The sequence below is a fragment of the Pirellulales bacterium genome, from assembly GCA_019694455.1.
Taxonomy (GTDB): domain Bacteria; phylum Planctomycetota; class Planctomycetia; order Pirellulales; family JAEUIK01; genus JAIBBY01.
Genome location: JAIBBY010000005.1, coordinates 101,145 through 126,085, shown reverse-complemented (window position 1 = coordinate 126,085; position 24,941 = coordinate 101,145). Strand labels below are relative to the sequence as shown.

17 protein-coding genes are annotated in these 24,941 nt (G+C 61.3%); 9 read left to right on the top strand and 8 right to left on the bottom strand.

All coding sequences use genetic code 11. The features are described 5' to 3' along the window. Positions 1 to 17: 17 nt before the first annotated feature. The 5 genes from K1X71_04085 to K1X71_04065 form a co-directional block, all read right to left on the bottom strand. Positions 18 to 1,460, bottom strand: a complete 1,443-nt coding sequence (locus K1X71_04085) for a response regulator (GenBank protein MBX7072304.1) — start codon at positions 1,458 to 1,460, stop codon at positions 18 to 20. After that, a complete protein-coding gene (locus tag K1X71_04080) occupies positions 1,457 to 3,256 on the bottom strand; it encodes a HAMP domain-containing histidine kinase (GenBank protein MBX7072303.1) in 1,800 nt (599 codons plus the stop codon). Before K1X71_04080 ends, K1X71_04085 begins: the two co-directional genes overlap by 4 nt. Beyond that, a complete protein-coding gene (locus K1X71_04075; GenBank protein MBX7072302.1) occupies positions 3,253 to 4,791 on the bottom strand; it encodes an extracellular solute-binding protein in 1,539 nt (512 codons plus the stop codon). The genes K1X71_04080 and K1X71_04075 overlap by 4 nt, the downstream gene beginning before the upstream one ends. Further along, positions 4,745 to 6,145, bottom strand: coding sequence for an MFS transporter (locus K1X71_04070; protein ID MBX7072301.1), 1,401 nt, complete (start codon positions 6,143 to 6,145; stop codon positions 4,745 to 4,747). The genes K1X71_04075 and K1X71_04070 overlap by 47 nt, the downstream gene beginning before the upstream one ends. 93 nt (positions 6,146 to 6,238) lie before the next feature. After that, positions 6,239 to 7,195 (bottom strand): diguanylate cyclase, encoded by a 957-nt coding sequence (locus K1X71_04065; GenBank protein ID MBX7072300.1) that lies wholly within the window; start codon positions 7,193 to 7,195, stop codon positions 6,239 to 6,241. Positions 7,196 to 7,513: 318 nt separating this feature from the next. Here K1X71_04065 and lysS point away from each other — a divergent pair, with 318 nt between their 5' ends. The 7 genes from lysS (at position 7,514) to K1X71_04030 (ending at position 16,155) form a co-directional block, all read left to right on the top strand. Beyond that, entirely contained in the window at positions 7,514 to 9,133 is a 1,620-nt protein-coding gene (gene lysS, locus K1X71_04060) for a lysine--tRNA ligase (protein ID MBX7072299.1), read from the top strand. A gap of 64 nt (positions 9,134 to 9,197) precedes the next feature. After that, positions 9,198 to 10,793, top strand: a complete 1,596-nt coding sequence (locus K1X71_04055) for an FtsX-like permease family protein (protein ID MBX7072298.1) — start codon at positions 9,198 to 9,200, stop codon at positions 10,791 to 10,793. Continuing rightward, entirely contained in the window at positions 10,786 to 11,571 is a 786-nt protein-coding gene (locus tag K1X71_04050) for an ABC transporter ATP-binding protein (GenBank protein MBX7072297.1), read from the top strand. The genes K1X71_04055 and K1X71_04050 overlap by 8 nt, the downstream gene beginning before the upstream one ends. 150 nt (positions 11,572 to 11,721) lie before the next feature. Next, positions 11,722 to 12,579 carry a branched-chain-amino-acid transaminase gene (gene ilvE, locus K1X71_04045; protein ID MBX7072296.1) on the top strand — a complete coding sequence of 286 codons (858 nt, stop codon included), beginning with the start codon at positions 11,722 to 11,724 and terminating at the stop codon, positions 12,577 to 12,579. Continuing rightward, a complete protein-coding gene (locus tag K1X71_04040) occupies positions 12,576 to 13,343 on the top strand; it encodes a TVP38/TMEM64 family protein (GenBank protein MBX7072295.1) in 768 nt (255 codons plus the stop codon). Before ilvE ends, K1X71_04040 begins: the two co-directional genes overlap by 4 nt. After that, positions 13,324 to 14,832, top strand: a complete 1,509-nt coding sequence (locus K1X71_04035) for a mercuric reductase (protein ID MBX7072294.1) — start codon at positions 13,324 to 13,326, stop codon at positions 14,830 to 14,832. The genes K1X71_04040 and K1X71_04035 overlap by 20 nt, the downstream gene beginning before the upstream one ends. Positions 14,833 to 15,192: 360 nt before the next feature. Further along, entirely contained in the window at positions 15,193 to 16,155 is a 963-nt protein-coding gene (locus K1X71_04030) for a deoxyhypusine synthase family protein (protein MBX7072293.1), read from the top strand. A gap of 86 nt (positions 16,156 to 16,241) precedes the next feature. Here the strand turns inward: K1X71_04030 and K1X71_04025 are convergent, their stop codons facing one another. After that, entirely contained in the window at positions 16,242 to 16,988 is a 747-nt protein-coding gene (locus K1X71_04025) for a gamma-glutamyl-gamma-aminobutyrate hydrolase family protein (GenBank protein ID MBX7072292.1), read from the bottom strand. 549 nt (positions 16,989 to 17,537) lie between these two features. On the opposite strand from K1X71_04025, the gene K1X71_04020 reads away from it, so the two are divergent. Together K1X71_04020 and K1X71_04015 are read left to right on the top strand one after the other, a co-directional pair. After that, positions 17,538 to 18,647, top strand: coding sequence for a 3-oxoacyl-ACP synthase III (locus tag K1X71_04020; GenBank protein ID MBX7072291.1), 1,110 nt, complete (start codon positions 17,538 to 17,540; stop codon positions 18,645 to 18,647). Between the two features lie 79 nt (positions 18,648 to 18,726). After that, positions 18,727 to 20,949, top strand: a complete 2,223-nt coding sequence (locus tag K1X71_04015) for an FdhF/YdeP family oxidoreductase (protein MBX7072290.1) — start codon at positions 18,727 to 18,729, stop codon at positions 20,947 to 20,949. A 121-nt stretch (positions 20,950 to 21,070) separates the two neighbouring features. On the opposite strand, the gene K1X71_04010 is transcribed toward K1X71_04015, so the two are convergent. Both K1X71_04010 and K1X71_04005 read right to left on the bottom strand, forming a co-directional pair. Beyond that, on the bottom strand, positions 21,071 to 21,859 hold the full coding sequence (locus K1X71_04010; GenBank protein ID MBX7072289.1) for a hypothetical protein: 789 nt from the start codon (positions 21,857 to 21,859) through the stop codon (positions 21,071 to 21,073). A 145-nt stretch (positions 21,860 to 22,004) separates the two neighbouring features. Further along, positions 22,005 to 24,809, bottom strand: coding sequence for a serine/threonine-protein kinase (locus tag K1X71_04005; GenBank protein MBX7072288.1), 2,805 nt, complete (start codon positions 24,807 to 24,809; stop codon positions 22,005 to 22,007). Positions 24,810 to 24,941: the final 132 nt, after the last annotated feature.

The window sequence follows — 24,941 nt, the reverse complement described above, 5'->3', positions numbered from 1 at the left end:
CGAGCCTCACCGGATGTTTATGCCGGACTGGATTCCACGGACAATCGCAGCGTCACGCGCGTCCCACGTCCGTCAGCCAGTGGACTTTGCCAGTTCATGCTGCCGCGATGTTGATCGACAATATACTTCACCAGCGCGGCGCCCAAGCCCGAGCCGCCGGCTTTCGTGCTGTTCACCGGCCGCCGGAAAAGGTCGTCGCGCGCCTCGGCCGGTATGCCGGGACCATTGTCGCTCACCTGCACTACCGCCTGCCGCGCCGCCGCGTCCCACGCGCACGTAACGCGCAGCGTCACCACGTCGCTGGTCGACTCCTGCCCATTGGCCAGCAAATTCTCCAGCGCCAACTCAATCGCCGCTTGCGAGTGCGGCAATCGCAGCGGCGTGCTGGCGGGCTCAAACTCGATGCGGGTCGTCGCCCGGCGATGCGGCTCAAAGTGCCGGATCGCCGCCGCCACCGTGTCGTTCAAATCGCTTTCAGTAGACGAAATCTCCAGCTTCACAAAGTCCACCAGGTCGCGTAGCCGCGAGTGCAACTCTTCCACCACCCGCAACAACGTGCCCATCTCCGCATTCAGTGGTTCGCATTCGGGCCTCGCCCGGAGTCGCTCCAGTCGCATCCGCAGCGTGGCCAACGGCGTTTTCATGCCATGCGTAATCGCTCGCGACATCTGTCGCCAGCCTTCGGCTTTTTGCGAATCCGCCAGTGCTGTCAGGTCCTTAATCAACAAGACGCTCCCCGCCGGACGCGCCGCAGCGCCACTCAGTCGAGTGGCCGCTACTTGAAACAACCGCCGCTGCCGACCCGCCGAGTGTTCAAATGTCTTGGTGACCGATCCCTCGGCGGGCAACGGAAACGCCAACTCCGGCACGCCGCACATTTCACGAAACATGCGGCCGACCAATGGCTGTTCTCCGGGCGCGATCAATTCCGCCGCCGCTTGGTTGATGTCCTCAATCCGCCCCTCGGAGTCCAGCACCACCACCCCGGCATCGACGTTTTCGATCACCGTCTCCAATCGCTCCTTGGTGGTGCGCAGCTCTTTCGAACTGCGCACCGCTCGCACCTGCTGCGCTAGCATCCGCATAAAGGCGCCGGCGTTAGTGATCGGTTTGTCGATATAGTCCACGGCCCCCAGCCGCAACGCCTCCAGCGGCGTATCCTCCTTGTCAAAGCCCGTCATCATCACCACCGCCAACAGCGGCTGAATGGCTTTGACGCCCCGCGCGGTCTCCACTCCGTCGAGCGGCGCCATCCGCACATCGACCAAGAGCACATCGAACTCGTCGCGCCGCGCCGCTTCAATCGCCAGCGGACCATTGTCGTAGTACTCGCACTCGAATCCCGTGCCGTCGAGCAATAACTCCAGCGTTCGCAAATAGTCGACGTTGTCGTCCACCACCAACAAGCGGCCTTGTTCGATTAGCAGCGGTTTCGACAGTCCGTGAGTTGGGGTAATCATCGTGAATCCTGCTCGGCGACTCGGTTTTCGCGCGGCGCTCCGTCATCTGCTTGATGTGCCCCCGCCACGGGAAAGATGACGCGCACCTTCGTCCCACCCCCCACGACGCTATCGATTTCGACTCGCCCTTGGTGTTCCTGCACGATCCGGCTCGTGATCCACAGGCCGATCCCCGACGCCTCGCCCTCGGGTTTGGTGCTGAACCAAGGCTCCAGCGCCTTGTCGCGCACATCGGCCGACATCCCCGGCCCATTATCTGCGATCTCAACGATCACTTCGCCGCCGAACTGTCGAGTGCTAACCGTCACTTGGCGTTGCTGTTCGCGCGGCACGCCCGCGAGCGCCTCGATGGCGTTGACCAACAAATTAGTGAACACCTCCCATAACTCGACGGGATTGCCCCGAATCTCCGCAGTCTCGCCGAACTGACGATCGACATGGATGCCGGCCTCGCTCATGTTGCGGCGGACGATTTCGAGCGATTCTTCCAGTACGCGATCGACTTGCACCAGCGCCAATTCGCCCGATCCCAGCCGCGTCAAATCGCGCAGGCGGCGAACGATGTCGGCGCAGCGCTCCACATTCGACAATACGAGAGCCATCATGCCGTTCAGCTTTTCGTCGTCCGGGTGCCGCCAACTGGCGGCATGGGCCAGATTGGCGATCGGCGCCAGCGCGTTGTTCAAGTTGTGCGCGAGACCATAGGTGAGCGTGCCCACCAGCTTCAGTCGATCGGCGCGCTGCAGTTCGCGCGAGCTTTCCTTCAGGCGGCGCAACGCGTCGGCCTTTTGCGTGAGCGTGTCGGCCAGATTCTCCGACATTTCAAGAAACGCGTGCCGCAACTCTCCCACCTCGTCGGCCGGGTCGGCTTCGATGGCCGTCAACCGGTCCCCCGCCTCGCGCAAATCGGCCGGATCGATCATGTGCCGCCCATTGCCGCGCAATCCCTCGATTGCCGACCGCATGGCCTCTAGCGGTCTCACCAGGCGCGCCGCCAGCACCAGGACAAACACCGCGCCACCGGCCAACGCGGCGGTGCTCAGGGCCGCCAGCATGATGAGCGAATCTTCCAATCCGCGCCAAAACACCCGCCATTGATTCTCGAACTGCTCCGTGATTAGTTCCGTGTTAATTACCAATCCGGCGATTCCGTATGGAAAACCTTCGCGACGAATCGGCATAAGGTACGCCTTGTACGGTCGTCCCTCGGTTCGCATGCGCATGTAGCGTCCCAGGCTCGTTTGCCGCAGCCTGCTTTGATCGGCGTCCAGCGGCGTCAACTGCTTAAGGTTCGCCAATTCGATCGCCTCTCCTACGCTCACTGTTGGCAATTCAGCATGACCGCGTGGTAGCACGATCGCTCCTGGTTCGTCGCTTCGTGGATTGTCGTGCGGCACGACCACCACCAAATCGACCAGCACGCTGTTGTAGCTCATCTTCTCGGCCACCCGCTGCGAAATCACCTCGGTCTGCCGATCCACCAGCGCCAGCCACGAGTCGCGCTCCTCCGTCGCATGCTCGCCGCTCGCCCGATTCGCCGCGGCCCAGAGGTCGGGCAAGAAGTCGCGGCCTAGCTCCATCGCCACAAACCGCGCCATACTGTTCACGCCCGATTCGATCACTTCGCGGCTGGCCTCGCGGCGGCGCGTTTCCGCTCGCTGCGAGAGGGCCCGCAGCGTCGGTACAAATGCCACGACGGCCACCACCAGAGTGAGCAGCGCCTGAAACAGCACCGCGTACTGAAACTTGCCCAGCAAGCTCCGCCGGTCGGGCTCCTCTGCGATAGTTGGATTCATGGAGTCTCCGACTCCAACGCGGCGTCATGCAGGGCTGGCGGGCCCGCATCGCAAGAGCAGTCAATGCCTAGACGCTCTAACTGCTGGAAGTGGCGAATGATTTGCAGATCGGCGCGGGCCAACCGTGCGCGGGCGGACTCCAAATCCAGCGCCCCCGCTTCTCCGCGCGGAGGCAAGCTCAACACGTCGTGCAAGGCCGCCAGCGCGATGCGATTGATCTCTTTGCGGCCCGGCCGATTGCGCAGCACCACGCCGGGCGAATTGGCATCGCCATGCACCAATTGCAGCAACTGCCGATGGTATTCGCTCAGTCGGCGATCGATGGCCGGCCATTGCGGCAATCCCACCAGCACGGCGCGCTCGAAGATGGGAATCTCCGAATACTTTTCAAAGAAGAACAACTGAGCGTCCGGCGTGGCCATCTCTCTTACAAAATCAACCGAGTGCGGACTGCGCGGCGCGGCCGACACCACCCATCCCCAGCTCCCGATTGTGGAATAAGCCGGCTTCGTTTCTACGGCGCGTGGAATCGGCGCGATGCCGATATGACCAGCGGCAAATGCGGCCGATGGCGACTTCGCCAACGCCGATTCAATTCTCGCCGCGCGATTCGACCAATCGATCAAAAACAGCGTCTCGCCCCGCGCAAATCCCTCGTACAACGTCTTTTCCGACTCCAGATCGCGCGCTTGGATCTGTGCTAGCGGTTCCGTGATCTTGTCGTGATGAATCAGGCCATAGAACATTGCTAGCGCCGCCAGGTTCGGTTCCGAAGCCAAAGGACTGTCCAACTCGCCGCCAGCAGTCAGGCAATTGGGCGGACCGCCGCCATACGACCACATCACGGGGTAGAGATCGGTGTGCAACTCATTCCAGTGAAACCTAAGTCCGTGGCGCAATGTCGCGTCTGGACCGGCTTGCGCCAGCGCTTGCCGCGTCACCGCGACCAATTCAGCCCAGGTGCGCGGCGGACTAGGAATTAGATCCGCGCGATAGAACAAGCAGTTGCCGCGGATCGAGAGCGGCACGGCGTATAATTGATTGTTCAATTCGCAGGCCGAACGCAGATCGGCCGGAATCACCTGCGACAGTTCCACGTTCTGGTCGCCAATCGGAATCGTGCGATTTTGAAACGATTCCAACCACGTCGGCTCAAAACTGCTGAACCAGTACAAGTCGATGAAGTACACATCGACTGGCGGATAGCTCGTGCCGAGCCTCGCGCTCAAGGCTAGCGTCACGGCGTCGTCGTTCCCTTCGTACAGGAAAAACGGACTCGGCTTGGCGTAATGCGCAGGTTTCAACAGCGTTGGCGCCCCAACCTTTGTCTTTAGGTAGTCCGCCACCATCCGTTCGATGGTCGCCGGAGCGCCAGTCCAACTGATCGGTATCGCTTCGGCCGTGTCGACGCGCGGTCGGCAACCTCCAATGCACAATATCGGCAGCGCCGCGGCTGTTAGCGCAATTACCAGCCGACTGGACCATGGGCTAGGTTCGCGCCAGCACGCCTTCAGACATGAGTGCGTCGATTTCACGATCCAGCTCTTCGCGATAGACCCCTGGGCGGAATCGCAACAACATCAGCGCCGCGATCAATAGCCCCAGCAATTCCACTGCGAACACTCCAGCAAACGAGACCCGTAGCGCGGTTGCCGGTGTGAACTGCGCGGCCAGCGCGGCCTCGAAAAATCCAAATCGCAGCAATCCGCCCCCTGCCATGCCAGCGGCGATCGCAATGCCGGCGGTGGTGCCCCACACCCCCAATAGCACACCCGCCAATCGACGGTCCATCAAATCCATCAGCGCGCCGGCTAAGGCGGTGTTGTATCCCCCTTTGGCGACTCCCAGTAGCAATATGGCCGAGGTCGCCAGGGCCGACGCCTGCAACAACGCCGATCCCACCAAGAAGGCGAACGCCAATGCGCCTAGTACGCATGCCAGCGGCAGTTGCCAGGTTCGCGATCGAATCCATATCGCCTCGTGCAAGGTCCAGCCCAACATCATGCCCAAGAGCGTCCCCAGCCCATGGTAAAAGCTGTATTCCGTCGTTGCGCTCACCGAAAGCTGAAACACGCGCCCGCCATACACCTCTAGTATCAAGTCCTGACAGAAGAAAGAAAACTCGGCGAGCGCCATGAATCCAAAAAACCACCGCGCCTGAGAATTGCGACACAAGGCGCGCAACGACCGCCAGAAGCCGCTCGGCGTCGCCGCCGCCACGGCGCGGTGGTCCGCCGGTTCGACGCCCACCAGTCCCACCAAGGTTAGCGCTACCACGCCAACGCAGGTCGCCACGGTCACTTCGGTCAAGTAGCTCAATCCAATGGTTGGCGCGCGGCCAAAAAGTATCCCATAGCACAGGCCGCCCAAGACCAATCCGGCAATCGCCATGAACCAGACGTACGTCAACGCCCCCGCCCTTCGCCGGGCCGGTAATCGATCAACTAATAGCGCCGTGATCAACAGGTTCGACGCCTTGACTCCCAGCCCAAACACCGACATCGCCACCGCGGCCAGCAAGAACAGCGCCACCGACCAGGCCGGCCGCGCGGCGGCCCCGCGAAGGCAAATCATCATCGCCGCCAAGGCGACCGCGGCCGCAATTGCCCAAAAAGCCGCGTGCGGGGCGCGATGCCGACCCCAGATCGGAATCGAATCCGACCAATATCCCGTAACAAGCGTCAGCGGCGTCACCAGTTGCTGCAGGCAAAGCAGCAGCGTGAACCAAGCCTCCGAGTAACCAAGATCGGCAATGAAGACTCGGTTGATTACGCCGGTGGTCAACACGACCATGAACGAGGCGGCGAACCGCACCAGACTCAGGCGAAACAGGGTCAATCCGTGCATCACGCCGCCCGTCAGTAAACGCTCGCCATCGCATTGGAGCACTGCGATGTTACACGGTTTTTCGCGGCGGATGAACCCAAATGGCTCGCCGGAGTCGGCGCGAGGACGCCAGCGACGAAATCTTCAATAGCGTGGCTACCCGCCAACTGGCGCGAGCATTAGCTCATCGAAGCGCATCAGCCGGTTGCGCCCCGCTTGTTTCGCCGCCAACAGAGCCTGATCGGCATGCTCGACAAGATCTTGATATGTGCGGGTTTCGCACGTCCTTTCGGCGACTCCCACGCTAATCGAAAAGTGGAAGTCGGCCGGCAGATGCGGCAGCGCGGACGCTGCCACCGCCAGTCGGATTCGATCGGCCATCTGGCAGGCCGTTTCCAGCGAGGTGTTCGTCAAGAATGCGCAAAACTCCTCGCCGCCGTATCGGCAGATCCGGTCGCTCTCGCGGAAAGCCGCTTTCATCAGGCGTCCCACGGTTTCAATCACGCTGTCCCCCGCCGAATGCCCATAAGTGTCGTTCACCCGCTTGAAGTGATCGATGTCGAACATCAGACAGGCCAGCGGCAATTCATAGCGATCGGCCCGCGCCCACTCTTGCCGCAATTCATCAAAAAACGCGCGGCGATTGAGCAGTCCGCTCAGCGGATCGATAGTCGCCAGTTCGGCTAGCTGCTGATTCGCCAGGTTCAGCGCGGCGTTCTGCTCCCGTAAGCGCTCTTGCAGGTGTACGATGCGCTCGCCGGCCCGCAGCCTCGGCAGCAGGTGCTCGCCATGGATCGGCTTGGCCAGGAATTCGTCGGCGCCAATGTCCAGTCCTGGCTGCTCATCAGGTCTGCCGCTCATTAGCAGGATGTACGGATACCAAGTCAGCTCGGCCCGCAACTTGCGAATCAACTCCAATCCGTCCATGCGCGGCATCATCCAATCGGTGACGATGATGGCCGGCTTGTCGGACACGACGATCTCGAGCGCTTCCCAGCCATCGCAGGCAAGCCGCACGTCATATCCACTGCCGCTCAGCATCATCTCCAAGATGCGTCGGCAGTTGGGATCGTCGTCGACCACCAGCAACTTGCGCGTTGATTCACCGCCCACGAGTGTGGTTCCCCGATGGGATTAACATAGCCCTGCCAAGCGTACGCTTAATGAATTCATAGGCCATGGACTTTCCCCACGCCGCAGCGGCATCGCGCCAGAAAGCCCCAAACAGCGGCGTGCGTCAGTCGCCTTGGCGATGTCAAAGGCCACGTGGGCCGGCTGTGCTGTCTGTGACGGCGCCGCTTTGGCAGCGTCCACTCGGCTCCGATTGGCAACCTGCCCAATCGATGATCCGCTATCAGCTTAGGACGATCCGCGGCGCGCTTGGCAGGGGCGTAATAAGCTGCCGTTGACCCCTAGGGACTCGGCACTAAAATGTTGTGCTCTTTAGTCTTAAAGTCAGGCGCCACCATCGTGTCCAACGACCCGCAGCCCGCTAGCGAATCCGCGCCGTCGGGCGAAATGATCAAAGCGGCGCGTCGCGACAAGCTAGAACGAATCCGTTCGCTCGGTATTGACCCCTGGGGTCAACGCTTCGACCAGCATTTGTCGCTCGCCGACGTCCGCGCGTTGACCGCACAAATTGTCTTCCGCGCCGCCGACGGGCGTGAGATTTCCATTCCCGCCGATCGCTCCAATTTTCGCGAGTGGCTGGCCGCACAAGGCGCGGGCGAAATCGTCGGTCCCAAGGTGCGCGCCGCCGGGCGCGTGGTGCTGCAACGTCCCACCGGCAAGCTCATCTTCGTCGAGATCCGCGATTGGTCGGGCCAGGTGCAAATCTTCATTGGCCGCGGACAGGTGGGCGAAGATAACTGGGCGTTAGCCGATTGTTTCGACCTGGGAGACATCGTCGGAGTCGACGGCGAACTGCGGTTCACCAAGACCGGCGAACTGACCATTTTTGCCGAGAAGCTTCACTTTCTCACCAAGTCGCTCGAACCGCCGCCAGACAAGCACAAAGGATTGACCGATCCCGAGATGCGGCAGCGCATGCGCTATCTCGATCTGGTCTACAACGAAGGCGCCAAGGAGCGGTTCCTCAATCGCACGCGGATCGTGCAATCGATTCGCGCCACCTTGGCAAGCGAGCGCTACGTCGAGATTGAGGGCCCTACTCTGCACACGATCGCCGGCGGGGCCGCCGCGCGTCCGTTCAACACCCATCACAATGCGCTTGATATGCCGCTGTACTTGCGCATCGCGCTCGAACTGCATCTCAAGCGTCTCCTGGTCGGAGGCTTCGAGCGCGTCTACGAACTCGGCCGCGTCTATCGCAACGAAGGAATCAGCCCGCGTCATAATCCCGAATTCACCATGCTCGAGGCGTATCAGGCCTATGGCGACTATTACACGATGATGGACCTGACCGAAAAGATCATCGTCAACGCCGTAGCAGCCACGGGCCAGCCATCGCAAGTGACCTGGGGCGATTCGACCGTCGATTTATCAGCTCCCTTCGCCCGCCGCACGTACCACGAGTTGTTCGCCGAGATCGTCGGCGTCGATCCGCACAGCCCAGCCGACGTGGAGCGCGTCGCGAAGAAGATTGGCTTCGACACGGCCGGCAAACATCCCGATGTCGTCAAAAGCGAGGTCTTTGAAGAGTTGGTTGAAGATCAGCTCAAAGGGCCGATTTTCGTGCTCGACTACCCGGCCACGCTTTGCCCGCTTACCAAGCGCAAGGCCAGCGACCCGGCGGTGGCGGAGCGCTTCGAATTGTTCATCGAAGGCATGGAAATCGCCAACGCCTACACCGAACTCAACGACCCCGACCTGCAAGAAGAGTTGTTCGGCGCTCAGCTTGCCGGACTGAACGAAGAAGAATCGATGGCCAAGATGGACCACGACTTCGTACGCGCGCTGCGGCACGGAATGCCCCCCGCCGGCGGACTCGGCATCGGCATCGATCGGCTGGTGATGCTCATCACCGGCGCGCAGTCGATTCGCGACGTGATCTTGTTCCCATTGCTCCGTCGCGAGGAGTTGTCCACGTAACATACAAATGCGGGCTGCGGCTCCTTGATTGCAGCCGCGACAAACAACAGGCCAAGGAAGGCGCATGTACAAATATTTGCTTTGCTGGCGGTATCTCCGCACGCGTTGGATCGCGCTGGCGTCGGTCATTAGTGTCACGCTCGGCGTCGCCACTATGATCGTGGTCAACTCCGTCATGGCCGGCTTCGCCCGCGAGATGCAAGACCGCATCCACGGCATCCTGTCCGATGTGGTTTTCGAGGCCCGCAGCCTGGAAGGCTTTCACGATCCCGAGTGGCATCTCACCCAATTGCGCGAAGTGGCGGGCGACGACATCGCGGCGATGACCGTGACCGTCAACGTGCCCGCGATGCTCAGCTTTCAATATCGCGGCAACTGGATCAACCGGCCGATTACGCTCATCGGCATCGACGAGAGCACGCAGTCTCTGGCAGGCGATTTTGGCAAGTACTTGCAGCATCCCGAAAATCGTCGTCACTTCCAGTTCGCCTTACGAGAAGACGGTTACGACGTTCAAGAGCCGGGCGGCGGGGCCGATTCTTTGCGCCGACCGCAAATGGCGCGCGCCGGCTGGGATCATCGCCGCCGCTGGGGCGAAGTCGTTCGTCAGCAGCGCGCCTTCGAGGCGCAGTTCGAACAACAACAGCAGCAACAGCAACCGACGCCACCCGCCATAGGCATCGACCCCGCGTCGTTCGAACAGGCGCAAGCCGCGGCGGCGCCACCAGATGCTGGTGGCGAAGCAGCGCCCGCCGAGAGCCCCTTTGGCCCCGCGCCAGAACAAACCTTTGATCCCGTCACCGAACAAGCGACCGGGTTGGTGCTTGGCCTCGGCTTGTCCAGCTACCACGTCGCCGATGGCGTGGAACATCTGTTGCTGCTTCCCGGCGATGATGTAAAGCTCACTTTCCCCACCGCCGGATCGCCACCCAAAGTGATCAGCGACGTGTTCACGGTGGTCGATTTCTACCACAGCAAGATGAGCGAATACGACTCGAATTTCGTGTTCGTGCCCCTCTCCAAATTGCAACAATTGCGCGGCATGATCGATCCGCGCACCGGCGTCAGCTACGCCAGTTCGATCCAGATCAAGCTGAAGGACGAAAGCAGGGGCGAGATCGTTCGCGACAAGCTGCGCGCCGCCTTTTCGCCCGACCTCTATGTCATCTCCACCTGGCGCGATAAGCAGGGACCGCTGTTGGCTGCCGTGCAAATGGAAACCGCCATCCTCAACATTCTGTTGTTCATGATCATCGCCGTGGCCGGATTCGGCATCTTGGCGATCTTCTTCATGATCGTTGTAGAAAAGACCCGCGACATCGGTGTGCTCAAGTCGCTCGGCGCATCGAGTCGCGGCGTCTCGGGCATCTTCCTCGGCTATGGCCTTTCGCTCGGCATGGTCGGCTCCGGCGTCGGTCTCGTGCTCGGTCTCTTGTTCGTCTATTACATCAACGAAATCGCCGACTTGCTCGGACTCGTCACCGGACAGGAAGTGTTCGACCCGTCGATCTATTACTTCACCAAGATTCCAACGATCGTGCATCCGTTTACATTGAGTTGGATAGTGCTTGGCGCCGTCTGCATTGCGGTGCTGGCTAGCGTGCTACCTGCCCGCCGCGCGGCGCGGCTGCATCCCGTGGAGGCCCTTCGCTATGAATAGCGCGACCACTACCAGCATCGCCTCTGCCAGTTCGCCGGGCCGCCCACACATCGCGCTGCCTGCCGCGGCAGCCGCGATCAAAGGCGCGCAGCTCTCCGCCATCGGATTGGAGCGCACTTACACCAAAGGCAAGCATCAAATTCCCGTGCTGCGCGGCGTTGATCTTGCTGTGCGGCGCGGCGAGTTTCTGGCGATCATCGGGCAAAGCGGCTCCGGCAAGAGCACCCTGCTGCACCTGCTGGGGCTGCTAGACGCTCCGGCGCGCGGCGAGATTCACTTTGCGGGCCGCCGCATCGACAATCTGCCGGTTCGCGAGCGCGACGCCCTGCGCAACCAGAAGATCGGCATGATCTTTCAGTTCTATCACCTGCTGCCCGAACTCACCACGCTCGAGAATGTCCTCTCCCCCAAGATGATCGAACAGAGCTTTTGGCGTTACATGCGCGAGCGCCGCCAGCATCACGCCCGGGCAAAAGAGTTGTTGAATCTGGTGGGGCTGTCGCACCGCTTGGAGCATCGGCCGCGTGAGCTTTCGGGCGGCGAAATGCAGCGCACCGCGATTGCCCGCGCCCTGATAAACCGGCCCGAGGCGCTGTTGGCCGACGAGCCGACGGGCAATCTCGATCACGCCACTGGGCGTGAAATTGTGGCCCTGCTGCGAACCTTGAATCGCCAGGAGAGTCTCACTATAGTCATGGTGACGCACGACGAAGCGATCGCCGCCAAGGCCGACCGGATTGTACGCCTGGCCGACGGCCGGGTGCAGACCGCCGCCTAACCGCCTCGACATTTCGCGGTGTGGCGAGCCCGCCGGTCCGCGCGTCATGGTGTGCCATGTTCGATGCAATGGCGGCCGCGATCCGTCTCGCAAGATAGCATTTTGCTTCTCGGGTCGCGCGCTGGCGAACCCTATTCCCATGCGAGATCGATGTCGCTTCAGGTCTATATCAACGGCAAGCTCTACGACAAAGAGAACGCCAAGGTCAGCGTCTACGATCACGGCTTTCTATATGGCGACGGTGTCTTTGAGGGCCTGCGTAGCTACGGTGGTCGCGTCTTCCGGCTAGATCAGCATCTTGACCGTTTGTGGAAATCAGCCAAAGCCATTTGGCTGGAGATTCCCATTTCTCGCGAAGTGATGGCCAAGGGCGTCAACGACACTTTGCGCGCCAATCAGATTGACGATGGTTACATCCGCCTGGTCGTGTCACGTGGCGCCGGCAGCCTGGGCCTCGACCCCAATCGCACCAGCGACCCGCAAGTGATCATCATCACCGATCACATAGCGCTCTACCCCCAGGAGTTGTACGAGCGCGGCTTGGAAATTGTCACCGCCAGCACGCTGCGCAACCATCCCGCGGCCCTCAGTCCCCGCATCAAGTCGCTCAATTACCTCAACAACATTCTGGCGAAAATCGAAGGATTGCAGGCCGGCTGCATCGAAGCCCTGATGCTCAACACCAAGGGCGAAGTCGCCGAGTGCACCGGCGACAATATCTTCCTGGTCAAGAATGGCGAGCTTTACACGCCGCCGCTCGACGCCGGAATCTTGGAAGGCATCACGCGCGATGCGGTGATCGAACTCGCATTGGCCGCCGGCATCCAGGTCCACCAAGACCCCCTCACACGTCACGATGTCTACATTGCAGACGAGTGCTTCTTGACCGGCACCGCGGCGGAGGTGATCCCGGTCGTCAAGGTGGATGGCCGTCAGATCGGCGATGGCGTCCCCGGATCGATTTCGATCAAGCTGCGTGAGCAGTTCCATCGGCTCACCCGCGCATGAGCAACTCGACGCGAAGCTGGCCCTGGCGTCGAATGTTGATTGGCGCGGCGCTTCTGGCGCTATTGGTCGCGCTGCTTGTCCTTCCGGTCCAGGAACCGTTCACTCGCTTTCTTGCCTGGGTTCGCGATCTTGGTCCCTGGGGGCCGGTCATCCTCAGCGCCGCCTACATTCCCGCTTGCGTGTTGGCGCTCCCCTCCTGGCCCCTGACGGTTGGCGCCGGATTTCTATTTGGAGTACCCGTCGGAGTTGTCGCGGTTTCGATTGGCAGCACGCTGGGGGCGACAATCGCCTTTCTGCTGGGCCGCACCCTGTTTCGCGACGCCGTGGCCGCGCGTGTGCTGAGTGGCCCGAAATTCGCCGCCATTGATCGCGCGGTGGCCCGTTCCGGACTGCGCATTGTCTTTCTCATGCGGCTTTCGCCGGTCTTTCCCTATAACGTGCTTAATTACGCGCTCGGCGTCACGCGCATTCCCGCCAGCCGATACATTCTTGGCTCGTGGCTCGGCATGCTGCCGGGCACGATCATGTATGTCTATCTCGGCACCGCGGCCGAGAGTCTGCGCGAGTTGATGTCTGGCGAGCGCGAGGACGCGACGGTGAAATACGTGCTGCTTGCGGTGGGACTCGCTGCTACGATCTTGGTCACCCTTGTCTTGGCGCAGATTGCTCGGCGCGCAATTCGCCAAGCGATCGACGAACCCGCCGCTCTAGCCACCGCCAACATTCGTGCCAACTCAGCACCCCATCAAGATACCGCCAGCTGACGAATTCAACCGCCAACTGATCGCCAATGTGCGCCCGGACGATTGGCGGCCCCGTACTCCTGCCGCACGCTACGACCTGGTGGTTATTGGCGCCGGCACAGCCGGCCTGGTTGCCGCAGCGGGAGCCGCTGGCCTCGGCGCTCGCGTAGCGCTAGTCGAACGCAAACTGCTGGGCGGCGATTGCCTCAATTTTGGCTGCGTGCCGTCCAAGGCCCTGCTCCGCGCCGCTCGCGCCATGCGCGCTGTCCATCAAGCCGCGCAATTTGGGCTCGACGTTCCGTCCGCCGCCAACGCCAACTTTCCAGAGGTGATGCGGCGTTTGCGCCGCATCCGCGCAGAAATCAGCCGCGACGATTCCGCGACCCGCTTCCAAGGACTTGGCGTCGATCTCTTTTTTGGCCGAGCTGAGTTTGCCGACAAAGACTCCTTAACTGTAGACGAGCAGCGGTTGCGCTTTCACCGCGCAATGGTCGCCACGGGCGCCGGTGCTCGCGTGCCAGAGATTCCCGGCCTGTCCGATGCTGGTTGCTTTACCAACGAGACGATCTTTGAACTGACGGAGTTGCCGCGTCGGCTGGCGGTGCTTGGCGCCGGTCCAGTTGGCTGCGAGCTAGCGCAGGCGTTCGCTCGGTTGGGCGCCGAAACTCATCTAATCCAACGCGGCCCGAGTATATTGCCGCGTGATGAGCCCTGGGCGTCCACATTGGTCGCCAATTCCCTGGCGGCCGATGGCGTGCGGTTCCACCGGTTGGCTGAGCTTTCGCAGATCGAATCGACCGGCGCCGCGAAGCGTCTCTATCTGCAAAGCGACGCCGGTCCGTTGTCCATCGAGGTCGATGCCGTTCTGGTCGCGACGGGCCGGGCGCCGAATGTCGATTTGAATCTCGAAGCGGCCGGCATCGACTTTGATGCCCAGAATGGGGTTCACGTCGACGACTATCTGCGCACATCGAATCGCCAAGTCTACGCCGCGGGCGATGTCTGTTCGCGTTACAAATTCACTCATGTCGCCGATGCAATGGCCCGAATTGTCATTCAGAACGCGCTATTCCTGGGCCGAGCGCGGGCCAGCCAACTGGTGATCCCGTGGTGTACCTACACCGATCCCGAGTTGGCGCATATCGGGCTTACCGAGCGCCAAGCCGCTGAGCAAGGCATCCGCGTCGACCGCTTCGACTTGCCGCTGAGCGACGTCCATCGCGCGCTGCTCGACGATCAAGCCATTGGCCAGGCATGCGTGCTGGTACGCGCGGGAACCGACCAAATGGTTGGCGCTACGATCGTGGCCTCGCGCGCCGGTGACTTGATGGCGCCGATTAGCTTGGCGATGACGGCCGGACTGGGGTTCAAATCCGTCGCTCGCACAATTCTCCCCTATCCCACGCAGGCAGAGGCGGTTCGCAAACTGGCCGACGCATTCAACCGCACGCGTCTCACGCCACGAGTCGCCGGTTTGCTTCGCACATGGCTTCGCTGGCGCTGGTGGTGAGCGTCGGAGGACTGCGGCTATTACAGGCCGTTGCCGCCTGAGGATCAGAACTCTACAATCGCGCGAATCCTTTGGGTTTTTCGATCGCCCGCCATTATTTCCAGTCGATTCGCCTGAGCTAACTGCAGCATGTCGAACCCGTCGCCAGAACAATTCGCGCCCGCACAGGCGCCATTCGATGTCGATCGGACGGCGCAATGTGCGCCGGCCTGCCCCGCCTGCGGCGGCAAATTGATGGAATTGCGCGGCAAGCTGCAATGCAGCATGTGCCACCGCATCTGTGAAACGTGCTGCGAAGGGGGCCGCGGTTAATCGACCGCAATCGATCGAGTCATCGCTACTTCGGGAGCCAGCTAGATCATGTCGATCCGCCAGTTCATGGAATTCAATTACCGGCACTTCAATGCCCGCGAAATGGTCGCGGCTGCCCAAGCCTGGGAAAAATTCGTTGACGACGGCGGCCAAATGCTGCTCGCCATGGCTGGCGCCATGAGCACCGCCGAACTGGGTATTTCGCTGGCCAAGATGATCCGCGCCGGTAAGGTGCATGCCGTCTGCTGCACCGCCGCTAATCTCGAAGAGGACATCTTCAATCTGGTGGCTAATCGCGAATACTGTGTCGTGCCCAACTACCGCGAGTTGTCTGTGCAAGATGAAGTCGATCTGCGCGATCGTGGCTTCAATCGAGTGGCCGACACCTGTATTCCCGAAACGGTCATTCGCCACATCGAAGGGCGCCTGCTCAGCTATTGGCAAGACGCAGCGAAAAAGGGTGAATCGTACTTTCCGTATGAGTACTTCTATCGACTGCTCGACGATCCCACCTTCGAGCAGCACTACCAGATTCCCAAAGAGCACTCCTGGATACTCGCCGCCAAGGAGAAGGGGCTCACCGTCTATTCTCCGGGTTGGGAAGACTCCACGCTCGGCAACATCTTCACCGCTCGTGTGATGGAAAAGAAAGTCTCCTCGCATCACGTCGTCAAGTCGGGCACGATGCAAATGCAGCGGCTGGTCGAGTGGTATCTCGAAACCGAAAAGAAGTCCAAGATCGGCTTCTTTCAGATCGGTGGCGGCATCGCTGGCGACTTCGCCATCTGCGCCGTGCCGCTCATCATTCAAGACTTGGAAAAAGACATCTCCTATTGGGGCTATTTCGCGCAAATCTCCGACGCGGTCACCTCCTACGGCGGCTACTCCGGCGCCGTGCCCAACGAAAAGATCACCTGGAACAAGCTCGACGCCGACACGCCGCGATTCATGATCAATTCCGATGCGGCAATCGTCGCGCCCTTGATCTTCGCGTATCTGCTCAACGAATAGCGCGCCGTTCAAAAAGAAAATGGCCGAGGGATCGCTGCGGGGGCAATCCCTCGGCCGCTCACTAGGCTGCGGCGTACAGCGGGTCGTTACGCCACCAACCTCATTGGCAACGTCTCGGCGCCAAGGCCGGCCAAGAATTCCTCAAAGATCCGCTGGTCCAGCGCGGATGCGGTATCCGCTTCTGGATGGAATTGCGTCCCCACGGCCATCCAACCGGGGATCTCGCTCTCGATCGCCTCGACTACGCCGTCGGGACAGCGCGCCGTAGCTGCAAAGCCCGGCGCCACTTCGTCGATGGCCATGTGGTGGAAGCTGTTCACCCGAATTTCGCCTTCGCCGTACACTCGCTCCATCAGCGAACCCGGCGTTACCTCCAGCGCGTGCCGGTGGGCCGGATCGAGCGGATCGCGGTGTGGTAGCGCCTTCGGCAGGTCTTCGGCGATGTGCAAGAATAAGTTGCCCCCTTGCGACACGTTCAATAGTTGCATCGCCGCGCCAATGCACAGCACAGGCATCCTTCGGCGGGCGATCGTGTCGATCAGCATGCGATCGAACGTCTCACGCCGCGGATCCAAGAGTCGCAGCGACGGATGTAGCATAAAGCCGTCACGTCGCGGATCGATGTCGGCGCCTCCGACCATCACCATACCGTCGAGTCGCTCGAGAATTGCGATCAGGTCCGATTCTTCTTCCAGTGGCGGCAAGATCACCGGCAAGCCGCCGGCCCGCACAATGGCGTCGTAGTACCCTGACTGAATATAGCTGAATGCCGGAGTGTCCTTCTGTGCACTGCGGAAGTCGGCGTTGAGTCCGATAAGCGGCTTGGCGATCATCTTGGCCTCCTGGAAGCACATCGTGTGCTTCACGCAACAGTGGAGAAATGTGAGGCGAACCGAAAGGCTGGCGCTATCAGGACGAATGTCGCTGTCGACAAACCTTGCCCATCATGGCAAGGGCTACAACGTGCGAGCCGAGATGACGTGGTGCGGCGTGTTGTGCGGCGGGGGTAGTTGTCATCCGTGACTCACTCAAAGAGCAGCGCGAGATGCCTGCACTTGCGGCATCCGTCCCTGGACGCTGTGAGTGCCTCCCTAAGTACTGGCCTCTTGAGCTTGTGCATGCCCACGCGGCATGAATCACAACCACGGGGGCGAAATGTATCGGTCTGCAAATACGTCTTCAAGCAAATCGCTTATTTTGCGTCGCTGTCGCCGCGAACCACGATATTCGGTATAGCAGCAGTGCTATGCCAGCAGCGACTTTATCATTCGTTCAAAAGTGCCTTACGCCAGGCCAGCGCGGCTTTACGACAATCCTTCGGAGCCGTATGTTGAAGCGACCAACACACTTGCACCTATTTCTATCGCTGGCGCTACCCCTCCATGCGTTATCACCGCGTCTGTCTCGAAGCGTTTGGCTACACGTTGCCCGAGAATGTGGTCACCTCCGACGAGATCGAGGCCCGACTCGAACCGTTGTATCGCCGCTTGAAGCTCCCCGTCGGCCGCTTGGAACTAATGACCGGTATTCGCGAGCGCCGATTCTGGGCGCCTGGCACACTGCCGAGCGAAAAGAGCGTGGCCAGCGCCGAGCGCGCCATCGAAGCAGCCGACATCGATCGCCGCGATATCGGTGCCTTGGTTCACGCGTCGGTCTGCCGCGACTACCTGGAACCGGCCACCGCGACGGTCGTGCATCATAGACTCGGCCTCTCGCCCAATTGCTTCATCTATGATCTAAGCAACGCCTGTCTGGGATTTCTCAACGGCATCGTTCATCTGGCCAACATGATCGAACTTGGCCAGATCAAGGCCGGACTGGTGGTCGCCAGCGAAGGAAGCCGCGAGCTGGTCGAAAACACCATCGCCACGCTCAACGCCGACGAGTCGCTCACTCGCCAAAGCGTCAAACTCGCGGTCGCTTCGCTCACAATCGGCTCGGGCAGCGTGGCGGCCGTTGTAGTGGACGAAGAGTTGACGCGTGCCAACAACCGCCTACTGGGCGGAATCTTCGCCACCGACACCAGCCTTTCCACATTATGTCACAGTGGGCGCGACGAGGCCGTGGCCGGCGAAATGCGGCCTCTCATGTCCACAGATTCCGAACGGATGATGACCGCCGGAGTCGAGCTGGCGCGAGGCGCCTTTGATCAGTTCTTACATGCGGCCGATTGGACGCGCGGCGCCATCGACAAGACCATCTGCCACCAGGTCGGGCTCGCGCATCGCAAGTTGCTGTTCGACGCCTTGCGGCTTGATCCAGCGATCGACTTCACGACGGTCGAGCAGCTTGGCAACACCGGCTCGGTGGCGCTGCCCATCACCTTGGCGATGGCCGCCGAGCGTGGTTGGCTGGTAACCGACGATCAAGTGGCGTTGTTGGGCATTGGCTCGGGCATCAACGTGCTCATGCTCGCCGCGCAGTGGCAGAAAAGTTTGGTGCTCGGAAATGCCGACCTGATCGAGCCCGCAGCCGCCGAATCGGCGCTCTAACCGCTCGTCAGCGCGCGCCGCACGGTATGATTAAGCCGCGTCGAATGGGGCCATCAGCCGAGTCGCGAGGCGAACCGCCATGAAAAAGCTCTCTTCCGGTGGCGGTTGGCAGGCCATCGCCTACACGCTGCGCAAAGGGCGCGAGGTCGGCTATTGGAATTTGTGGCGCGCTATGCGCTCCAAGAACGCCTGTAAGACCTGTGCGGTCGGCATGGGCGGCCAGCGGGGCGGCATGGTCAACGAGCAAGGGCACTTTCCCGAGGTCTGCAAGAAATCGCTCCAGGCCATGGCGGCCGACATGCAAGGCGCCATCCGTCCCGACTTCTGGTCCACCTACTCCGTGTCGCAGCTCCAGGCGTTCTCGCCACGAGAGCTGGAATCGTGCGGGCGGATCGTCCAGCCAATGCTCTTGGAGCGCGGCGCTTCGTACTATCGCGCCATCGAATGGAGCGAAGCCTTCGATCGCGTTGTCAACCACCTCAAGTCCGCCTCCCCGAATGAGACCTTTTGGTACTTCAGCGGGCGCAGCTCCAACGAAGCGGCGTTCTTGTTGCAGCTTTTCGCCCGTATGTACGGCACCAACAACGTCAATAACTGTAGCTACTACTGTCATCAGGCAAGTGGAGTTGGGCTGGCCAGCGCCCTTGGCACTGGCACGGCGACGATCGAACTCAACGACCTCGAACACTCAGACCTCATCTTTGTCATCGGCGGCAACCCGGCCAGCAATCATCCCCGCCTCATGACCACGCTCATGCGCTGCCGGCGCCGTGGCGGGCAAGTCATCGTCATCAATCCGGTGATCGAGACCGGGCTAGTCAACTTTCGTGTCCCTAGTGATGTACGCAGCATGCTCCTAGGGAGCGAGATCGCCAGCCTCTATGTGCAGCCTCACATCGGCGGCGACCTGGCCTTATTGTCCGGCATCGCCAAGCGCGTGCTGGAACTTGGCGCCGTCGATCAACCGTTTCTCCAGCAGCACTGCGAAGATTGGCCCGACCTCGCCGCGCACCTGTCGAGCCTCAGTTGGGAGGACATTGTCGCCCGATCCGGTGTCGACATGGAGGTGATTGACGATATCGCCAAACGCTACGTTCAAGCTCAACGCGTCGTCTTTGCTTGGACGATGGGCATCACGCACCATGCGCATGGCGTGCAGAATGTGCAGGCTATCGTCAACTTGGCGGCGCTGCGCGGCATGATCGGTCGCGCGGGCGCCGGCGTGCTGCCCATCCGTGGGCATTCCAACGTGCAGGGCATCGGATCCGTGGGGGTGACGCCACGCTTGCGCGACGCCATCTTTGATCGCTTGCAAGGACATTTCGGCGTCGAACTGCCCACTACGGTCGGGCTGGACACCTTGGGCTGTATGGAAGGCGCCGCCAATGGCCAACTGAAACTAGGTTTCTGCCTGGGCGGCAACCTCTACGGCTCCAACCCCGATGCGCATTTCGCCGTGCGGGCGCTAGCCGGTCTCGAAATGGTGTGCTATCTCAACACCACTCTCAATACCGGCCATGCGCATGGTTTGGCGAAAGAGACGTTGATTCTGCCCGTACTCGCCAGAGATGAGGAGCCGCAGCCCACCACGCAAGAGTCGATGTTCAACCACGTGCGCTACAGCGACGGCGGCCCAGCTCGCCACCCGGGACCAAAGAGCGAAGTGGAAGTCGTTTCGACCATCGCTGATCGCGTGCTTGCCAGCAATGGGCCGATCGATTGGCGCGGCCTGGCAGATCATCGCCGCATCCGCGAAGCGATTGCCAAGATCATCCCCGGCTTCGAAAAAATTGGCGAGATCGATCAGACTCGCGGCGAGTTTCAAATCGCGGGGCGCACCTTTCATCAGCCGCGGTTTTCCACACCCTCAGGGCGAGCTCGTCTGCACACGCATCCACTGCCAGAACTTGCTGGTGGCCCTGGCCAACTGCGACTGATGACCGTTCGCAGCGAAGGGCAATTCAATACCGTCGTCTACGAAGATTACGACCTGTATCGTGCACAGGATCGCCGCGACGTCATTCTGCTCCATCCCGACGATCTTCGCGCGCTTGGTTTGGCCCACAACCAACGAGTCTCCGTACGATCCGCCATCGGTGTGTTGGAAAACATCTTGGCGCGTGAATTCCCCGAGATCAAAGCCGGCAACGCCTTGATGTATTATCCCGAGGCGAATGCGCTGGTCCCGCGCAGTGTTGACCCGGCGTCGCGCACTCCCGCGTTCAAATGCGTGCTCGTCACCATCGAACCGCAGCATCAACCGTCCGCCGCGCGAGGGAAGCCAGCAACCGCCGCGGTCTAGAGCGCTGGCCACGTCCAGTCGCGACTCACAGTCTTGGTGATAAACCGAGGCGCGCGCAGAAAACCGGCGACTCGCTTTCGCAAGCCGCCGGTCTGCCCAGCCGATTCAAGTTCATTTGAGCTTACGGGGTGGGGGCAGGCGCCGCGGGCGGGGAGGTGGTCGTCACTTGGGCCGGATTGGTGGTCTCCCAAGCACTGGCCGTCCACAGTTCTTCAGTCCGCTGGGCATCGGCATAGAACTGATCCAGTTCGGCGCGGAAGCGGGCCGGAGTGACACCGCTGTTCTCAAAGGCGCGGCCCAGGTATAGGGAGCCGTTGAGCATGTAGAAGTGCGACGGTCCGATCAGATTGTTCGCTTCCAATATCTTTACGAACTTGTCGGCAGACACGTTGCTTGCATCCTTGATCTCTCGCATGTAGCTGAACAACCACACCTTGTTGGCGTAAGTGTCGATCAACACGTTGCTGTACAAGTACCAACCGCTGCGGACCATAGTGAGCTTGAACTTGTTGTCGGCGATTTTCTCCACCTGGTCGTAGCCAAGCGACTGTAAAAAGCTCATCATGTTGTCGTTCGTCAGCACACCGGCACTGCTCGGAGCCGTGCCCGAGTTGACCTGCGGTTGGCTGTTGACCGCCGGCGGCGCCGAAGCGACCGGTTGCTGATTGGGGTTCGCCACGGGATCGACCGGCTGAGTCGGCGCCTGGGCGACCTGTGTGTTGCTGTTAGTCGGAGTTTGCTGTGTCGTACTGGCCTGCGCGGTTTGCAGTTGATTCAGGTTCTGAATCAACGAGTTGATGATTGCTTGCGAGTCTTGGGCGGGCGGATCGGCCGCGACGACATGCGTGGCGGCGCCAATTCCCAGGGCAGCGGCGGTTGCCAAGGCGAAGAACTTTTTGGACACGGTCATGACTGGGTCTCCCATTCGGCGGAGGTGTGTTTGTCGTTCGGAGGGTCAACGTTTGACGTCCGTTCGACTGCTGTTCACCGGCAGATACGGGCCGACCCGGCCAGTCCTGACAGCATCGCCTGGAATTTTTTTGGCGACCGCCGAATCAGGGGGCTTGCAGCAGCGCTCGACCTTCGGGGCGCTCGCGAAATGCGGAAAAAGCCGCCTCTTTGAGCTGTTCTTCGCTCAATTTGCCCTGTTGCCGCAACCCTTCCAGCAGCACCGCTGTGCGCGACGCCCAGCGACTCTCCAGGTCGGCTGCAGCCTGATTCCCCTTGGATCCCTTGAGCCCCGTGGCCAGTGGAATGCACTGCGCCAAGAGTTGCGCCGCCGCGAACGACTCGTCAGCCCCGCCGGTGAGCGCGGCCAATTGCTCCGCGGCATCGGCCGCTTGCTCAGGGTCGCCGTTCTCGAGCGCCGTCGCGCCCAACTGCCGGAGAATTCTTCGCAAAGTGGTGGTGGTTGCCAACGTCGTTGCTCGCGCCTGTACCCGCTGCGCCAGCGCCAACGCATCGGCTAGCTGGCGCTGTGCCTCGCCATGGCGCTGGCGCTCCGTCAACAGTTCCGACAAGGTCAGCAGCGCCACCGCTTGCGCTTCCGCCGCCGCCAGATTGTCGGGCGCCTCGGCAACCAGACTCTCTCCCAACCGCGCTGCCGCCAGGCTCAATTCTTGCGCATCCTGCTCGCGCTCTTGCTCTCTGGCCAATTGCGACTGTCGCTGAAGTGTCGACATTAGCCCTAACCGGTTTGTCATCGTTCCCGATTTCGCGATCAGTTGATCGAACTCCGATTTCGACCGAGCAAGCTGCCGCTCCGCATCATCCAACTCGCGGCGCGCGATCAACGCTCCGCCCAAGTTCGACAGCGAGTCGGCCAGTCCTCGCCGATACTGCAGTATGCCGGGGTACTGTTCCACGAGCGTCTCAAAGCCGGTGACCGCCGCTCGGCACATCGCGGCGGATGTTTCACTCTCCTCATTTCCAATGAGGATGGCGCCGAGGTTGTTCGCCAAAGAGGCGCGGATATAGCGAGATTCAGGTGTCGCGGCAAGCGGCTGGGTGACGTCGAGCGCGCGGCGCAGTCGTTCCTCGGCGAGAGTACGTTCCCCTCGGCGGCGATCGATGTCGGCTAGATTGCTGAGCGTCGCCGCTAGTTCCAAGGGATAGTCGGCGTTGGTCGGCTGCGCGGCTACCAGCTTCTCGCGAACGGTCAGCGCAGCTTGCAATGCGGCGACTGCTTTCTCTGTTTCTCCCGCCGCTAGCCGCGCTAATCCCAGATTGTTTTGCGCGGCTGCCCGACCTTGTTGTAGTCGATTCTTGTCCGGCGACTCGGCCGCCAGCTTCTCCCAAAGCGATGCGGACTCCTCCAATGCGCCAATTGCTGCCGCCGCTTGTCCGCGCGCTGCATACAGATTGCCAAGATTATTCCACGTTACCGCCAGTTCACGGCGATTGCGTGGCGCCGGATCAGTTTCAATCAGCGCGGCGAAATCAGCGGCGGATTGGCGATACGCGTCCTTGGCGCGCTGGGTCTGTCCCAGCAGTTGGTACAGGTCGGCGGCCTGTCGCTGCGCGCGAGCGGTCTGCCACGCCAGATCAGGATCGTCGGGATTGGCAAGTTGCAGCTTCTGGCACAGGTCGAGCGCCGTTTCCAGCAGGTTACGCCGCAGCCCCTCGGTCTGCGGAATTGGGCTGAGTCCTTCCACGCTGACGCGGTTAATAAGCTGGTCGATCGCGTTCTGCGCTTGCTCCAGGTTGCTCTTTGCCCGGCGATAATTGGCGTTCACGCGAATCTGGTACCATGTCGCGACTGCGATCAGCATCGCAGAGGCTAGCAGTACCACTCCGGCCAGCGACGCAATCGCCGGTCGTCGTCGGGCCCACTTCACCGCGCGTTCGAGCGCGCCGACCGGTCGGGCGTGTATCGGCTCGCCAGCCAAAAATCGCGACAAGTCGTCGGCCAATGCCTCGGCGCTGGCATAGCGTCGATGCGGCAGTTTCTCCAAACATTTCAGGCAGATCGTCTCCAGATCGATTGGCACATTGGGCCGCAAATGGCGCAGCGGCGGGGGATCTTTCGTCCACACCTGTTCGAGCGTCTCGCGCGGCGTGGAGCCGACAAAGGGCACTCGCCCGGCCAACATTTCATAAAGAATCACGCCGAGGCCGTACACGTCCGACTCGGGCCCGATTTCGTTCGCCGCGCCGCTCCCCCAGGCTTGCTCGGGGGCCATGTATCCCGCGGTGCCAACCATCATGTAGCTGTCGGCGGCGCTTGTGTCGCCGGCCAGTTTAGCCAGGCCAAAGTCGCTGATCTTTGGCACGCCGTCTGTGGTAACCAGCACATTGTGCGGCTTGAGGTCGCGATGAATGATGCCCCGCAAGTGTGCCGCGTGGACCGCACGCGCCAAGTGCGCGACCATCGTCGCGGCTTCGCGCGGCGGCTGCGCGCGACCGCCGATTTTGTGCGCCAGCGTCCCCCCCTCGACAAACTCCAGCGACAGGTACCGCAGTCCTTGCTGTTGCCCCACGTCGAAGATTTGCACGATGTTGGCGTGCTGCAGCCGCGCGACTGCCTCCCCCTCGATCTGAAAGCGCATCAACTCATCGCTCGACGCTAGCGCGCCCGAGCGAATCATCTTGATCGCCACCAACCGCCGCAGCGCCAGGTGTTCGGCCTTGTAGACGACCCCCATTCCCCCTTCGCCCAATCGCTCCAACAGTCGATATCCGGAGATTTCTGGCGGAATGGCTTCACCCGGTTCGGTTTGTGCCGCCCGATGAGTGGCTGCCCCGTCGGGCCGCAAGGTGGTGGCGTTTGCCCCATCGTCAGGCGCACCGCTCATCGCCGCTGCCGTGCCCCCCGCGCCAGCAAGTAGTGCCGTTTCGTCGCTGTGTCGATCGGAAGTCATGGCCAAGACTCGTTCTGTGGATGCTGCGCGCCTGTCCGCCCCCTGTTGATACGGCTGGTCCCCGTAGCCTCTGACATTTTCTGATAGCGGCCAGCAAGAAAATCGTGCCAACCCCTCATTGGGGCGAGTACA

Coding starts and splice junctions, on each gene's coding strand:
- K1X71_04085 (MBX7072304.1), bottom strand. CDS start 1,460: ATGATTACCCCAACTCACGGACTGTCGAAACCGCTGCTAATCGAACAA.
- K1X71_04080 (MBX7072303.1), bottom strand. CDS start 3,256: ATGAATCCAACTATCGCAGAGGAGCCCGACCGGCGGAGCTTGCTGGGC.
- lysS (MBX7072299.1), top strand. CDS start 7,514: ATGTTGTGCTCTTTAGTCTTAAAGTCAGGCGCCACCATCGTGTCCAAC.
- K1X71_04055 (MBX7072298.1), top strand. CDS start 9,198: ATGTACAAATATTTGCTTTGCTGGCGGTATCTCCGCACGCGTTGGATC.
- K1X71_04050 (MBX7072297.1), top strand. CDS start 10,786: ATGAATAGCGCGACCACTACCAGCATCGCCTCTGCCAGTTCGCCGGGC.
- ilvE (MBX7072296.1), top strand. CDS start 11,722: ATGTCGCTTCAGGTCTATATCAACGGCAAGCTCTACGACAAAGAGAAC.
- K1X71_04040 (MBX7072295.1), top strand. CDS start 12,576: ATGAGCAACTCGACGCGAAGCTGGCCCTGGCGTCGAATGTTGATTGGC.
- K1X71_04030 (MBX7072293.1), top strand. CDS start 15,193: ATGTCGATCCGCCAGTTCATGGAATTCAATTACCGGCACTTCAATGCC.
- K1X71_04025 (MBX7072292.1), bottom strand. CDS start 16,988: ATGATCGCCAAGCCGCTTATCGGACTCAACGCCGACTTCCGCAGTGCA.
- K1X71_04020 (MBX7072291.1), top strand. CDS start 17,538: ATGCGTTATCACCGCGTCTGTCTCGAAGCGTTTGGCTACACGTTGCCC.
- K1X71_04015 (MBX7072290.1), top strand. CDS start 18,727: ATGAAAAAGCTCTCTTCCGGTGGCGGTTGGCAGGCCATCGCCTACACG.
- K1X71_04010 (MBX7072289.1), bottom strand. CDS start 21,859: ATGACCGTGTCCAAAAAGTTCTTCGCCTTGGCAACCGCCGCTGCCCTG.
- K1X71_04005 (MBX7072288.1), bottom strand. CDS start 24,809: ATGACTTCCGATCGACACAGCGACGAAACGGCACTACTTGCTGGCGCG.